Genomic DNA, 14,128 nt, shown 5'->3' with positions numbered 1-14,128 from the left:
CCTCTCTACTTTTGAAGCCGGTAAAGCGCCTCGTTCCATTTTAATTCGTGTTTCAGCTTGTGAATTGTCGTATCACGGGAAATGAGAACACTTTCGATCCCCGCCATTTCCGCCCAATCGAGCATTTGCTCCGCTGTCAGTTCATAAGACAAGCAGGTATGGTGTGCGCCGCCGGCTAAAATCCACGCCTCCGCCGCTGTTTTCAATGACGGCTCCGGCTTCCAGAGTACACGGGCCACCGGCAGATTCGGCATGTCTTTTTCAATTTCCTGTCCGTTGACCTCATTCAAAACAAGACGGAAACGCCCACCGATATCAACAAGGCTTGCTTGAATGGCTGAACCGCTGATGCCGTTAAATACAAAACGTGCAGGGTCCTCTTTTCCCCCGATAGAAAGCGGATGAACCTCAATTTTCGGTTGATCCAAAGCGACAGTCGGACACACTTCAAGCATATGCGAACCTAGAATCATTTCATTTCCCGGTTCAAAATGGTACGTATAATCTTCCATGAAGGACGTTCTTTTTCCTTCAGCCATGATTTTCATCATTCGTACAAGGGCCGCTGTCTTCCAATCTCCCTCACCGGCGAATCCGTAGCCCTTCTCCATCAGGCGCTGAACGGCAAGCCCCGGCAGCTGCTTCATTCCGTGCAGCACTTCAAACGATGTCGTAAAAGCTGTATATCCGCCTTGTTCAAGAAAAGCGGTTAATCCAAGTTCAATTTTCGCCTGTTCTTTAATGGACGCTACCTTCGCTTCGTCACGTTTTGTTTCCTCGCTGATTATATAGAGCCTGTCATACTCCGCATAGAGCGTGTCAACCTCGTCGTCGGTGATGCGGTTCATCACCTCTACAAGATCTCCGATGCCATACCCGTCAACCTGCCAGCCAAATTGAATATGCGCCCCCACCTTGTCTCCGTCCGTTACCGCGACGTGACGCATGTTATCTCCGAATCTGGCAACCTTAATATGTCTGCTTTCATTTAATGCAGCCGCCGTATCCATCCACTGGGAAATTTCTTTCTTCACTTCTTCATCATCCCAATAGCCGGCAACAACTTTCCGGCTCAGACCCATTCGCGAGTTGATGTAACCGTACTCACGATCACCATGTGCTGATTGGTTGCTGTTCATAAAATCCATGTCAATCGTACCCCAAGGGATATCGCGATTGTATTGTGTATGCAGATGCATAAGCGGTTTTTGATATGAAGAAAGACCTTCTATCCACATTTTCGCGGGAGAAAATGTATGCATCCATGTAATGATGCCGGCGCATGTCTCACTGTACTCCGCTTCTCTTAATAGTTGTCTGATGGTTTCCGATGAAGTGACGACAGGCTTGTGAGTGATTTTATATCTGGAAGAAACCCCGCTGAGCCCCTCGCAAATACTTTTCGCATGCTGATCCACCAGTTCCAGCGTCTCCTCCCCGTATAGGTGCTGGCTTCCTGTTACAAACCAGAATTCATAATCCTTTGTCTGAAGCATGTAAACTGCCCCTTTCTTCCTATAGTAAAACGCTTTCAATTACCTAAACAGATACGGACTAATAAGAAAAAACAAACCATATACAATTAATTTGTACGAACAACTTTATTATATTAGTAGGTTTATTGACTGTCAATCATTTTTGTATTCTTTTACAAAAATGATTGGTTACAAGGTTTTCAGGTGAAAAAACGTCTTCTAAAGAACTGTGATTGCTCTGTCAATCAATCTTCCGATTCGTTTTTCCATTAGAAAAAGCCCTGATGTATCAGGGCTAAACAAATGATAAGATGTGAATGATTAAGCTTTCTCTTAATAAGACGGCCAGCCTGAGCTCCAATTCAAATCATTGATTAACATCTTTGGTATGCCGTTGTCTTTTGCATCATAAGCATGACGCACGAGTATGTTCCCGTTAACGATATCCTGTCCGCCCGGCCCTCTCCACTGTTCATTGCCGGCATCAAGAATCGTACCTCCTCCGTCCATCATGCTTTTACCGTTTCTGTCTACATAAGGACCTGTAATATTTTTCGATCTGCCGTAAGCAATTTTGTACGTACTATTTACGCCTTCACAGCATTTATCGAATGAAACCATTAAGTAATAGTAGCCATTATTGTATGTTAATGTAGGGGCTTCCAGAGCGCCGCCGTTATTTGGTCTGGCTGCTATTGAATATAATGAACCGGTGGGTTTCATTGTATCTTTATTTAATTTTGTTAATTTAATTCCGCCCCAAAATGAACCAAACGCAAGCCAAGGATTTCCATCTTTGTCAATGGTTAATTCAGGATCAATGGCATTATAATTATTTGCACTTGTTGTCCGAGTAACAAGCCCTTCATCCTTCCAGCTGCCCGAACTGAGATTAGTTGCTGAAGCAAGACCAATTAAAGAGGTATTGCTTCCAAACGAAGAAACCGAATAGTAGAGCCAGTACTTTCCGTTGTAGTATGTCACATCCGGAGCCCATTGGTTTCGTTCGAAATTAGGCACATATTGCTTCCACCAAGATAAAGGACTAGTGAAAATTGACTTTTGAACCCTCCATACACCGTTGCTGTCCGCTTTTAGAACACGTAGTCCGTTTTCCTCAGCAAGCCCTGTACCAAAAGCGTACCAAGTATTCCCTTCTTTTGCCATCGTCGGATCATGTAGAAGCTCGTTCGATGCCCCCCAAAAAGCGGCTGATGCCGGTAAAGCGGACAACATTACAGCACCAGCTGTTAAAGCTGCGCAAGAAAAACGCAACAAACCAGAAAACGCTTTCTTTTTCATATTCATCAAATCCCCCTTTTTTTGTGATATAGAAAACTTGTCTATCATCCAGACTAGCACATATTTTCTATATATATCCTTATTGTAGTGTTGCTTATTGAATTTGTACAGACAAAAAAATAGAACCCGCCTTTTATAGCGGATTCTGATGATTTTTATTCATATGTGATTTGGTCAACTGTCTTTCGGTCTAACTTCTTAATGACTTCTGTAATTAATTTGACCGCGTTTTCATAATCGTCACGATGCAGCATGGCTGCGTGCGTATGAATATAGCGCGTTGCAATGGTAATGGACAGCGCAGGAACGCCATTTGCCGTCAAATGGATGGCTCCTGAATCTGTACCGCCGCCGGCAATGGCATCAAATTGATACGGAATGCCTGCTTCCTCTGCGGTAGCGACAACTACATCACGTAAACCTTTGTGAGAGACCATGGATGCATCGTAAACGATAATCTGCGGGCCTTTGCCCATTTTGCTTTGCGCTTCCTTCTCGGAAATGCCAGGCGTGTCTCCTGCTATCCCTACATCAACACCAAACGCAATATCAGGCTGAATGGTGTGTGCAGCTGTTTTCGCTCCCCTCAGGCCAACTTCCTCCTGCACGGTTCCGACACCATACACAATGTTTGGATGATCTGTATTTTGTAAGTTTCTTAAAACATCAATGGCAATCGCACAGCCGATGCGGTTGTCCCAGGCCTTCGCCAGTAAGAATTTTTCATTGTTCATGACCGTAAATTCAAAATGAGGTACGATCATATCTCCCGGGAGTACACCCCATTCCAAGGCTTCTTCACGGCTTGAAGCTCCAATATCAATAAACATCTCTTTTATTTCCACTGATTTTTTTCTCGCTTCAGGAGATAAAATATGCGGCGGCTTAGAGCCGATAACCCCTGTGATTTCACCTTTTTTTGTCACAATGGTGACACGCTGGGCCAACATAACCTGAGCCCACCAGCCGCCAACGGTTTGAAAACGGATAAAGCCTTTATCGGTGATTTGCGTCACCATAAAGCCGACTTCGTCCAAATGCCCGGCGATCATAATTTTCGGGCCGTTTTGCGCACCTGTTTTTTTGGCAATTAAACTGCCCAGCCGATCTGTTGTTACTTCATCAGCAAATGGTTCTATGTATGATTTCATCACTTGCCTTACTTCTCTCTCATTGCCCGGTATGCCTTTTGCATCTGTTAAATCTTTCAGCATGGTCAATGTTTCATCTAATTTTTCCATGTTCCAAAAACCTCCTTCATCTGTCCTGCATTCTTATTATACAAAACCTGGCGCTAACCATACGACTATTTCACTTGAAAATCGGGTATATGTTTTTAGAACTTTCTTTTAGAAAAAGTGAAACCTTTTTCTATGCTCTTCGTATTACATCAGATCATCACAATAAGGGAGGTGCCTTCACACAATGTTTGTCATGGTTTTAAGGATTATATTGCTTGCACTTTTTGCTTATTGTATTTATGCCGCAGTCAAATATGTCGCAAATCCAAAGAGAAGGCTCAAGCTGGCCCAATCAAAAGAACATTTTTATATTATTGATGAACAGAACAATACCCGAAAAAACTTTCAGCTGACGTATAAAGGCGTGCTTTTTGAAGGAGAAAAGCATATTCCTTCCAAGGATCATCCGCTGTTTATCCACACCATCTTTGTCTGGACAGAATCTCCTGAGAAGCTGAAGCATTTCTCTTCAAAAGATTTTGAGAACATTGAAGAAAAAGTGCTGGAACGATATCCAAATTGTAAGATTGACTGGGACCAGCCCATTAAACTCACAAAAAAAGCAGAAGAGCGTTAAAACGCTTTTCTGCTTTTTATAAATCAAACGGGCTGTAATAAATGCCGATCAAGATCGCTTCAATTACCAGAAGAAGCGGCACTCCGTACTTAAACGACGTGTGCTTCGTTTTATGTCTGAAGGTTTGCATGCCAAGCCAGACACCGAGTGCTCCAAACACGATCGCTATCAGCCACAGCCGTTCTTCAGAAATTCTCCATTTGTGCTGCTGCGCTTTTCGTTTGTCAACGCCCATCACCCAAAAACCGCATAGATTAATCAGCACCAAATAGACAGCAATAACCATGTTGCCTCATCCTTTATATAAAAAAGCCGCTCTGCTGGAGAGCGGCTCTATATGATTACTTGTTTAATTGAGCTTTAGCAGCATCAGCAAGCTGATTGAATGCAGTAAGATCGTTTACAGCAAGATCAGCAAGCATTTTACGGTTTACTTCGATACCAGAAAGCTTAAGACCGTGCATTAAACGGCTGTAAGAAAGACCGTTCATGCGAGCAGCCGCGTTAATACGAGTGATCCAAAGCTTACGGAAATCACGTTTTTTCTGACGACGGTCACGGAAAGCATAGTTTCCAGATTTCATGACCTGCTGGTTAGCTACTTTGTATAATGTATGTTTTGAACCGAAATAACCTTTTGCTAATTTAAGAACCTTTTTACGACGCTTACGCGCAACAGTTCCGCCTTTTACTCTTGGCATTAAATTTCCCTCCTAATTGTTCCTTATCCGATTACTTGATGTTAGCAAGCATTTGTTTGATACGTTTGAAGTCTCCTGCACTTACAACAGCACTCTTGCGAAGCTTACGCTTTTGCTTTTGAGATTTGTTAGCGAATAAGTGACTTGTATACGCATGAGAACGTTTTAACTTCCCAGAACCTGTCTTTTTAAAACGTTTAGCAGATCCGCGGTGAGTTTTCATTTTTGGCATGGGATTTCCTCCTTATTGCTTTTCGTTTTTCGGCGCGAGCATTAAGAACATGCTGCGGCCGTCCATTTTTGGTTTTGTTTCGACAGTCGCAACCTCAGCACATGCTTCAGAAAAACGGTCTAACACACGCTGACCGATTTCTTTATGAGTGATTGCGCGTCCTTTAAAGCGGATAGAAGCTTTCACTTTATCGCCTTTTTCAAGGAATTTAATCGCATTGCGCAATTTCGTGTTAAAGTCATGCTCATCGATTGTCGGACTTAACCGAACTTCTTTTAAGTTAATGATTTTTTGATTCTTGCGTGCTTCTTTTTCCTTTTTCTGCTGCTCAAATCGGAACTTACCGTAGTCCATGATTCGGCAGACAGGCGGTTTTGCATTCGCTGCAACTAACACAAGGTCAAGATTTGCGCGGCCGGCGATTTCAAGTGCTTCCTGACGGGACTTGATTCCAAGCTGGTCGCCATTTTGTCCGATCAAGCGGACCTCACGTGCACGGATACCCTCATTAACCAATTGATCTTTGCTAATAATGAGCCACCTCCATAGTTTCTTCGAATTGATTCACAACTCATTTTGACTGCATTCTGCAGGCAAACAAAAAGTGTGGGCATTATAAAACACCCACACTACGAACATCTGTATCAATAAAAATGTACGGTCAACCTGCCAACTACATGCATGTGTCAATCAGGTGAGAAGCGGGTGCTTCTGCTTGTGATTTATATTCAATTCAATAACTATTCTACACAATGCCGGATCTTTAGTCAAGGACGACTTATCCGGAACAACTTTTACATTGTAACATGGGTTTTCTATGAGTGCAAGATAGAAAAAGAAAATCTTTCATCCTCATCCAGAATGTAAAGTTTCTGGACCAGTCAGCCGCGCATCAGGTGTTCTGTTGAATAACCTCGGTTCAGCCAGCGGTGATCCATGACTGATCCCCGGAAATGCTGAAAATAGCTGACTTTTTGTTCCGACATCCAGCCGCTGACACCCCTGCCATGAATAGACCATGAGCCAAAGTAGGTGTAGTGAAGAACCTATAGTCTCCCCCACAAAACCACTGACAGGAAAAAATGTAAAACAAAGTTAATCCCTAGCCGATATAAGAGGCAGAAGGGAGTCTGTCACATGAACAAACTGATACATTTTGCTTTATTTTTCACATTGATATTAACCGGTTGCTCGAATAGCATCAGCACATCTTCCAAACCAAAAGCTGAAACTGGTAAGACAGCTGTAGCATTTCATCAAAAGGAACTGGAGAAAGAGCTGAAAAAACGAAAACTCGTTTCATTGGAAATTAAGTTTGAGAGTCCGCTCGCTGCTGAATTAGGAAAGCTGAAGTCAAAAGAAGAAGCAGAGAAACAAAGACAAATCGCCGACTCGAAAAAACGTGAAAAAGAGCGAGAAGCAAAACGAAAGAAACAGCAAGAAGAAGAAGAAGCGGAGAGACAGCGATTGGCAGAGCGGCAAGCAGCAGAGAGACAGCGGCTAGCGGAAGCTGAAAGACAAGCAGAGCTTGAAAGACAGCGGCAGGCTGCAATCCAAAAAGAGCAGGAAGCGAATGCTCAAAAAAAGCGGCAATCGCAGGCACAACGGCAGAAGACAGAGGCATCCTCATCTAATAGCCAACATTCACCGTCTTCCTCAAACCAGACAGATGATACCATTCAACAGCCGGCTTCAGAGCTTCCTGATGACGACGGATATGGTTATGAAGAACGAAAAAAGTGGCATGATGATCAAGTGGAATGGGGCATTAAACAAGGATATATCGATCCTGAAGACGCACCTTAAAATAGAAAAAGCCAAGGCTTTCAGCCTTGGCTTATCCTCCGATCAGCTGCACGAACACAGGGATGACCAGAACCGTTACCACTCCTACTACGACAACAGCAATACTTGCCATCGCAGCTTCGACTTCTCCCATCTCGATACCGACCGCTACACCGAGTGCATGTCCGGATGTTCCGAGAGCCAATCCTTTAGAAATCGGATTCTTTACTTTAAACACCTTCAAGAACAATGCTCCGAGCGCATAAACAATAACAGCGTTAAAGATGACCGCAAAGGCAGTGATATCGCTGATTCCTCCTATGTCTTTTGATAGAGGAAGCGCAATTGCCGTTGTAGCCGCCTGCGGAAGCATGCTTTTCATCACTGCCGTATCGAGGTGAATGCCTTTTGCAAGCAAATAAACAATCGTCACAGAGCAGATAGAGCCGACAATAATGGAGGACATGATTTGCCACCAGTATTTTTTCAGCTTATCTCTTTGTTTGTACAAAGGAATTGCAAAAGCGATTGTCGCCGGTTCAAGGAAAAACTTAATGATTTCTCCCCCGTTATTATAGTCAGCGTAGGAAAAACCGCCGATTTTTAAAAATGCGATCCCAAGCACCATGGCAACAAACAAAGGAGTGAAAAGAAAGAAGCCTTTCGTTTTCTTAAATAAAAAGGTGCCGATGCCGAATGCAGCAAGTGATACGACAATTCCGAAATAAGGACTCATTGTGCTTTCCATCTGAAGAACCTCCTGTTTCCTTAATGGTGAACGAGTTCTTTATTGTTCTGCGGGCTTTGCACTGTTTTTGTTTTCATGTCCGCTGCGGTATTGCGTTTTCCGCTAAGCGAAAGAATCAGCTGAGAAAACAATCCTGTAGCCCCTAGCAAAATGATCGTTGCGAGCAGAATGACAAGAACAATTTGCAGACCGTATTGCTGCATTACACCAAGCGAATTCATAACAGATATACCTGACGGGACAAATAAAAATCCGATCAGAGAGGTTAAAGACGTTCCGAGAGTTTCTACTTGTTCCAGTTTAATGACTTTCAAACATAATAGGAGAAATAATAAGACCAACCCTACAACCGATGCCGGGATAGGTATTGGGACAATAGCGGCAATCATATTCGAAACCAGCATAATGACGGCAAAAATAAATGCTTGTGTTAAAAACCCGTACACTTTTTTAGCACTCATTTTCTTCACCTCTTTCTCTTTGGTACCCTCATTATAAATAAGAAGCCCCTGTTATGAAGCGCTTACAAGATAACATGTCGAATAGCGGAACTGAGTTGCAGAATCAAATGGCTGAAATGCAAAAAGCCGCCCATTAAATATGGAGCAGCTTTTTTAATTCCTTCGCATATGTCCGGCTGACCGGTATTTTCGATCCGTCTTTCATGATCAGATTGTACGTTGAATTAAACCAAGGCTGAATTTCTTTAATATATTCGGTATTGACGACAAAACTTCGATGGACGCGGATAAAATCCGCATCCGGCAGCTTTTTCTCAATGACAACGAGCGTATCGCTGACCGAATAAGATGTATCGAAGGTTTTTACATTGACATGACCATCTTCCGTTCCAGCATAGATAATGTCCTTCGTATCGACGATTACGATTGATTCTCCGACAGATAGCGCGAGTCTATGCTGGCCGGCATGGATGTTCTGTTCCGTTTCAACGATATCCCGATTTACTTTTTTATATTTTTTTAACGTTTGCTGGATTCTTTCCTCATCGAAAGGCTTTGTTAAATAATCAAGAGCATCCACCTCAAACGCTTTGAGTGCATATTGGTCATACGCTGTCGCAAACACAACAGCAGGAGGATGCTTCATTTTCTTTAACCGCTTTGCAATATCAAAACCGTTTTCTCCGGATAAATCAACATCTAAAAACAACAAGTCAGGCTTTTGATCCATCATTTGGTCAAATGCAGATTCGATATTTTCCGCTTCATTGATCTCCATTTCTTCATTGGACCGCTTGAGCAAGTAAGCCAATTCATCCCTTGCCAGCATCTCATCGTCAACTATTAACACCCTGAGCATGTTCTTCTCCCTCTTTCCTCTGTTGCATTGGCACTTGAAAGGAAACCTCTGTCCCTTTCTGAACCTCACTTTTGATATTCAGTGCAGCCTGCTGACCGAATAAACCAATCAGCCGCTGGTTCAGGTTATAGAGTGCTGTACCTGTTCCCTCCTTAGACGGAAACGGTTTCTTTCCCAGATCCGGCAGGACGTCCGGCGGAATTCCCCGTCCGTTATCCGTCACCTTCATATAGACGGATGTAACATCAGATAAGACACAGACCGTAACTTTGCACATGTCTTGTTTTTTCGGAAACGCATGCCGAAGCGCGTTCTCCACAAGCACCTGTAAAACAAACGGAGGGATTTCAATCTGCTCCAGCCTGCTGTCAATATTGAGTTCAATCTTATATTTCCCGGGAAAACGCGCCTGTTCTAATGACAAATAGGCGTGAAGGTGGTTCAGCTCCTTTGAGAGCGGAATCAGCAGCTGCCTCGCTCCTTGAAGGTTTGAACGAAAATAAACACTGAGCTGCAATAAGAGCTTCCGGGTTTTTTCAACATCCGTGCGGCATAACGCAGAAATCGTGTTGATCGCATTAAATAAAAAATGCGGATTTACCTGTGCTTGAAGCGCTTTGATTTCAGCATCTTTGAGAAGCTTGCTTTGCAGCTCTGCTTCCCCAAGCTCAAGCTGTGTCGAAAACAGCATGGCGAGCCCTTCAGCAAGCTCCTCCTCTACTTGGCTCAGGCCTGCCGGGCTTTTAAAATACATTTTTAAGGTGCCGATTGTATTGCCATTTGATGTCAGCGGCAGGACAATCGCCGCGTGCAAAGGACATTCAGAATGCGTGCATTCAATCTCTTCCTGGGAAACCGCCTTCATAATTTGCCCTGTTTTAATCACCTTTTTGGACAAGCCGGTGATCAAGCTTTTTGATGGAATATGGTGATCCATTCCCGCGCCGACATGCGCAAGTATTTTCTCATTGTCAGTGAGAGACACCGCATCTGTTCCGGTCAGCTTATGGATAATAGCCGCCACACTTTTACAGGAATTTTCATTTAGACCTTGGCGAAAAAATGGGAGCGTCTGATCAGCAATTGTCAGCACTCTATGCGTTTCAAGAGCCCTTGCCTGCTCTTCCTTGCGAATGATCGCTTGAATGATCGACAAGAAAATAAAACTGCCTGTTCCATTGATGAGTATCATCGGTATCCCGATCATGCTGACAAGCTCCCAAGCGGCACTGAACGGCTTCGCCATCAGCAAAATAATCACCATCTGCAGTGACTCCATGCCGATTCCCACAAGAGCCGCGATACGCGGTGTCGGCATTCGGTAGCGCTTCGTAAAATACCTGCCGATCAAGCCTGCAAGAACACCTGCTAAAACGGATGATACCGCACAGCTTAAGGCCGTGCTGCCGCCGAGCGAAAAACGGTGCAGGCCCGCCAGTATACCGATCCCAGCCCCTACAAAAGGACCTCCTAGAAGGCCTCCGATTTCCACGCCCAAAATACGGGTATTCGCGATAGAGCCCGACGGATCTATCGCAAACACCCAGTCATTATTTACAATCATATTTTTTTGAATTTCGATGCCTGTATAATTGCTGATGATGCTAAAAAGAGAAAAAATAGAGATTAAAACCGCTTTTCCTTTATAGCCGTCCTGATTCTGAAGAGCTTGTCTGAAAAGTTTCGTATGGGCGAGTATAAACCCTAATATAACAATAATCCCTACTCTCTCCAGCATCATAATCATTAAATGAATCATTCATGTCACCTGTTCTTTCCGTTTTCATTCTAGCATGGTTTCGTTTTACGGCTGACTGTTTTTTTAAAATCGTCTGAAAACATATTTCACAAGACTTTTATCTATTGTAAAATAAAACATAAGCCTTTTGGCAGAAAGATTTGAATCTGAAGCAGAGGAGAAGATCATGAAAGCCGTATTTTTTGATTTAGACGATACACTACTTTGGGACGAAAAAAGCGTCAGAACAACATTTGCAGAAACTTGCTTACAGGCGGAGAAAAAATATGGCCTTGACCCGCAGGCATTCGAAACAGCTGTTCGCGAAGCGGCGAGAGAATTGTACATGTCATATGAGACGTATCCATATACAGTGATGATCGGCATTAACCCGTTCGAAGGACTCTGGTCCAATTTCTCAGAACCAATCAGTGAAGGGTTTCAGAAGCTGAACAAGATTGTGCCGGAGTACAGAAGAAACGCATGGACAAACGGACTGAAAGCGCTTGGCATTGAAGATCCGGCATACGGCGAATTTTTAGGAGAGTTTTTCGCGGCAGAGCGCAGAAAACGCCCGTTTGTATATGATGAAACATTTGCTGTACTCGATCAATTAAAAGGTAAATATGAATTGCTGCTTTTGACAAACGGCGATCCGAGCCTGCAAAAGGAAAAGCTCGCCGGTGTGCCTGAGCTCGCCCCTTATTTCAATGAAATCGTCATCTCGGGCGCTTTCGGGAAAGGGAAACCGGATGTTTCAATTTTTGAACACTGCCTTGAGCTGATGAATATTGAAAAAGACGATGCGATCATGGTCGGCGATAATTTGAATACTGATATTTTAGGCGCTTCAAGAGCCGGAATTAAAACCGTTTGGATCAACCGGACAGAGAAGAAAAACGAAACTGATGTGACGCCTGATTTTATCATCAGCAGCCTTCATGATTTGTTTCCTATATTAGAGAAATAAAAAAGCATGATCTCTTCAATGAGATCATGCTTTTTTCATGTTATTTCTTCGCTTCAGCTACTGCCTTTTTCACAAAATCATCAAGTGAGATGGTTTCAGAGTTCTGCTCTCCGTACTTACGGACGTTTACCGCTCCGTTTTCTGCTTCTTGGTCACCGACCACAAGCATGTACGGAATTTTTTGCATCTGCGCTTCACGGATTTTGTAGCCGATTTTTTCATCGCGGCTGTCGACTTCAACACGCAGGCCTTCACGCTGCAGGCGTTCCTGCACTTTTTTCGCATAGTCTAAATGCACAGCCGGAGAAACCGGGATAACTTGGAATTGAACAGGTGCAAGCCATGTTGGCAGCGCGCCTTTGTGTTCTTCGATTAAGAAGGCAACAAAGCGTTCCATTGTTGATACGACACCTCTGTGAATTACAACCGGGCGGTGCTGCTTGCCGTCTTCACCGATATAGGTTAGATCAAAACGTTCAGGCAATAAGAAGTCAAGCTGAACCGTAGACAATGTTTCTTCTTTGCCAATCGCTGTTTTTACCTGAACATCCAGTTTAGGGCCGTAGAATGCCGCTTCACCTTCTGCTTCGTAATAGTCATGGCCGATTTCGTCCATTGCCTCTTTCAGCATGGATTGTGCTTTGTTCCACATTTCATCATCATCAAAATATTTCTCTGTGTCTTCCGGATCACGGTAAGACAGACGGAATGTATAATCACTCAAGCCGAAGTCTTCATATACGTCCTGGATTAAACGGACTGTGCGAATAAACTCATCCTTAATTTGGTCCGGACGCACAAAGATATGTGCATCGTTTAATGTCATGCCGCGCACGCGCTGAAGGCCTGACAACGCACCAGACATTTCATAACGGTGCATTGTTCCGAGCTCGGCAATCCGAATCGGAAGCTCGCGGTAGCTATGAATGTCTTGTTTGTAAATCATCATATGGTGCGGGCAGTTCATCGGACGGAGCACAAGTGTTTCATTATCCATTTCCATCGGAGGGAACATGCCTTCCTGATAATGATCCCAGTGTCCTGATGTTTCATACAGCTCTTTGCTTCCAAGCACAGGTGTGTATACATGCTCATAGCCGAGGCTGATTTCTTTATCGACAATGTAGCGCTCGATGACGCGGCGGATTGTCGCGCCTTTTGGCAGCCAAAGCGGCAAGCCTTGTCCGACTTTTTGAGAGTTCGCAAACAGCTTTAATTCTTTGCCGAGCTTTCTGTGGTCACGCTCTTTCGCTTCTTCAAGCATGCGAAGATGCTCTTCAAGATCAGCTTTTTTGAAGAACGCTGTGCCGTATACGCGCTGAAGCATTTGGTTATTGCTGTCACCGCGCCAGTATGCGCCTGCTAGGCTTAACAGCTTAAACTCTTTAATTTTTCCTGTTGAAGGAACGTGCACACCGCGGCATAGGTCAAAGAATTCGCCTTGCTCATAGATTGAAACGGTTTCTCCCTCAGGAATTGCATCCAATAGTTCAAGCTTCAGGTCGTCACCGATTTCTGCAAAACGGGCTTTCGCTTCTTCACGGCTGACTTCTTTTCGAACGATCGGAAGGTTAGCATTGACGATCTTTTTCATTTCTTTCTCGATTTTCGGCAGATCCTCCGGTGTAATCGCTTCTTCCATTTCTACATCGTAGTAAAAACCGTTTTCGATGACCGGACCGACACCAAATTTGACATCTTTGTAAATGCGTTTAATCGCTTGAGCCAGCAAGTGAGCCGTACTGTGGCGCATAATTTGAAGACCTTCTTCTGAGCCTTCTGTAATGATTTCCACTGTACCGTCTTCATTGATCGGCATTCTCAAATCGATTTCTTTTCCGTTCAGTTTTCCGGCTAACGATTTTTTCTTTAATCCCGGACTGATGGATGCCGCGATATCTTCTGTTGTTGTTCCTTTCGCAAACTCCTTGACTGCTCCATCAGGAAATGTGATTTTTACCAAATCTGACATCTATGTCACTCCTTTTTTTGCATATAAAAACCCCGCCCCCTATGAAAGGGACGAGGTTGAATAAACG

15 protein-coding genes and 1 other annotated feature are annotated in these 14,128 nt (G+C 43.8%); of the genes, 3 read left to right on the top strand and 12 right to left on the bottom strand.

The genetic code is table 11. The features are described 5' to 3' along the window. Positions 1 to 5 precede the first annotated feature (5 nt). The 3 genes from araA to AC4CV5_RS11500 all read right to left on the bottom strand — a co-directional run bounded on the left by araA (position 6) and on the right by AC4CV5_RS11500 (position 4,018). On the bottom strand, positions 6 to 1,496 hold the full coding sequence (gene araA / locus AC4CV5_RS11510) for an L-arabinose isomerase (RefSeq protein ID WP_166849852.1): 1,491 nt from the start codon (positions 1,494 to 1,496) through the stop codon (positions 6 to 8). 312 nt (positions 1,497 to 1,808) lie between these two features. Further along, positions 1,809 to 2,777 (bottom strand): arabinan endo-1,5-alpha-L-arabinosidase AbnA, encoded by a 969-nt coding sequence (gene abnA / locus AC4CV5_RS11505; RefSeq protein WP_268392878.1) that lies wholly within the window; start codon positions 2,775 to 2,777, stop codon positions 1,809 to 1,811. A 155-nt stretch (positions 2,778 to 2,932) separates the two neighbouring features. Next, on the bottom strand, positions 2,933 to 4,018 hold the full coding sequence (locus AC4CV5_RS11500) for a M42 family metallopeptidase (RefSeq protein WP_166849849.1): 1,086 nt from the start codon (positions 4,016 to 4,018) through the stop codon (positions 2,933 to 2,935). A gap of 184 nt (positions 4,019 to 4,202) precedes the next feature. On the opposite strand from AC4CV5_RS11500, the gene ysdB reads away from it, so the two are divergent. Beyond that, a complete protein-coding gene (gene ysdB / locus AC4CV5_RS11495) occupies positions 4,203 to 4,595 on the top strand; it encodes a sigma W pathway protein YsdB (RefSeq protein WP_166849847.1) in 393 nt (130 codons plus the stop codon). Between the two features lie 16 nt (positions 4,596 to 4,611). Here the strand turns inward: ysdB and AC4CV5_RS11490 are convergent, their stop codons facing one another. The 4 genes from AC4CV5_RS11490 to infC are packed head-to-tail and all read right to left on the bottom strand — an operon-like array spanning position 4,612 to position 6,062. Beyond that, positions 4,612 to 4,881: a DUF1294 domain-containing protein gene (locus AC4CV5_RS11490; protein ID WP_003222422.1), complete on the bottom strand. Its 270-nt coding sequence runs from the start codon at positions 4,879 to 4,881 to the stop codon at positions 4,612 to 4,614. A 55-nt stretch (positions 4,882 to 4,936) separates the two neighbouring features. Then, positions 4,937 to 5,296: a 50S ribosomal protein L20 gene (gene rplT, locus AC4CV5_RS11485; protein ID WP_014114727.1), complete on the bottom strand. Its 360-nt coding sequence runs from the start codon at positions 5,294 to 5,296 to the stop codon at positions 4,937 to 4,939. Positions 5,297 to 5,327: 31 nt separating this feature from the next. Beyond that, complete coding sequence (rpmI, locus tag AC4CV5_RS11480; RefSeq protein WP_003222418.1) at positions 5,328 to 5,528, bottom strand: 50S ribosomal protein L35; 201 nt, start codon at positions 5,526 to 5,528, stop codon at positions 5,328 to 5,330. Positions 5,529 to 5,540: 12 nt separating this feature from the next. Further along, positions 5,541 to 6,062 carry a translation initiation factor IF-3 gene (gene infC, locus AC4CV5_RS11475; RefSeq protein ID WP_010886591.1) on the bottom strand — a complete coding sequence of 174 codons (522 nt, stop codon included), beginning with the start codon at positions 6,060 to 6,062 and terminating at the stop codon, positions 5,541 to 5,543. A 58-nt stretch (positions 6,063 to 6,120) separates the two neighbouring features. Continuing rightward, positions 6,121 to 6,251 (bottom strand) — a sequence feature (ribosomal protein L20 leader region). A 414-nt stretch (positions 6,252 to 6,665) separates the two neighbouring features. On the opposite strand from infC, the gene AC4CV5_RS11470 reads away from it, so the two are divergent. Then, positions 6,666 to 7,334, top strand: a complete 669-nt coding sequence (locus AC4CV5_RS11470; protein ID WP_490922807.1) for a hypothetical protein — start codon at positions 6,666 to 6,668, stop codon at positions 7,332 to 7,334. 31 nt (positions 7,335 to 7,365) lie between these two features. On the opposite strand, the gene lrgB is transcribed toward AC4CV5_RS11470, so the two are convergent. From lrgB to lytS, 4 genes are all read right to left on the bottom strand, one after another. Then, a complete protein-coding gene (gene lrgB / locus AC4CV5_RS11465; RefSeq protein ID WP_166849841.1) occupies positions 7,366 to 8,061 on the bottom strand; it encodes an antiholin-like protein LrgB in 696 nt (231 codons plus the stop codon). A 20-nt stretch (positions 8,062 to 8,081) separates the two neighbouring features. Continuing rightward, on the bottom strand, positions 8,082 to 8,522 hold the full coding sequence (gene lrgA, locus AC4CV5_RS11460) for an antiholin-like murein hydrolase modulator LrgA (RefSeq protein ID WP_166849838.1): 441 nt from the start codon (positions 8,520 to 8,522) through the stop codon (positions 8,082 to 8,084). Positions 8,523 to 8,655: 133 nt separating this feature from the next. Further along, a complete protein-coding gene (gene lytT / locus AC4CV5_RS11455; protein ID WP_166849835.1) occupies positions 8,656 to 9,381 on the bottom strand; it encodes a two-component system response regulator LytT in 726 nt (241 codons plus the stop codon). Then, a complete protein-coding gene (gene lytS / locus AC4CV5_RS11450; RefSeq protein WP_166849831.1) occupies positions 9,359 to 11,140 on the bottom strand; it encodes a two-component system sensor histidine kinase LytS in 1,782 nt (593 codons plus the stop codon). The genes lytT and lytS overlap by 23 nt, the downstream gene beginning before the upstream one ends. 166 nt (positions 11,141 to 11,306) lie before the next feature. On the opposite strand from lytS, the gene AC4CV5_RS11445 reads away from it, so the two are divergent. After that, positions 11,307 to 12,089, top strand: coding sequence for an HAD family hydrolase (locus tag AC4CV5_RS11445; RefSeq protein WP_222143314.1), 783 nt, complete (start codon positions 11,307 to 11,309; stop codon positions 12,087 to 12,089). A gap of 40 nt (positions 12,090 to 12,129) precedes the next feature. Here the strand turns inward: AC4CV5_RS11445 and thrS are convergent, their stop codons facing one another. After that, on the bottom strand, positions 12,130 to 14,061 hold the full coding sequence (gene thrS, locus AC4CV5_RS11440) for a threonine--tRNA ligase (RefSeq protein ID WP_166849825.1): 1,932 nt from the start codon (positions 14,059 to 14,061) through the stop codon (positions 12,130 to 12,132). Positions 14,062 to 14,128: the final 67 nt, after the last annotated feature.

It is taken from the genome of Bacillus sp. NS1, assembly GCF_058248265.1.
This window is presented reverse-complemented; position numbering and strand designations above follow the sequence as displayed.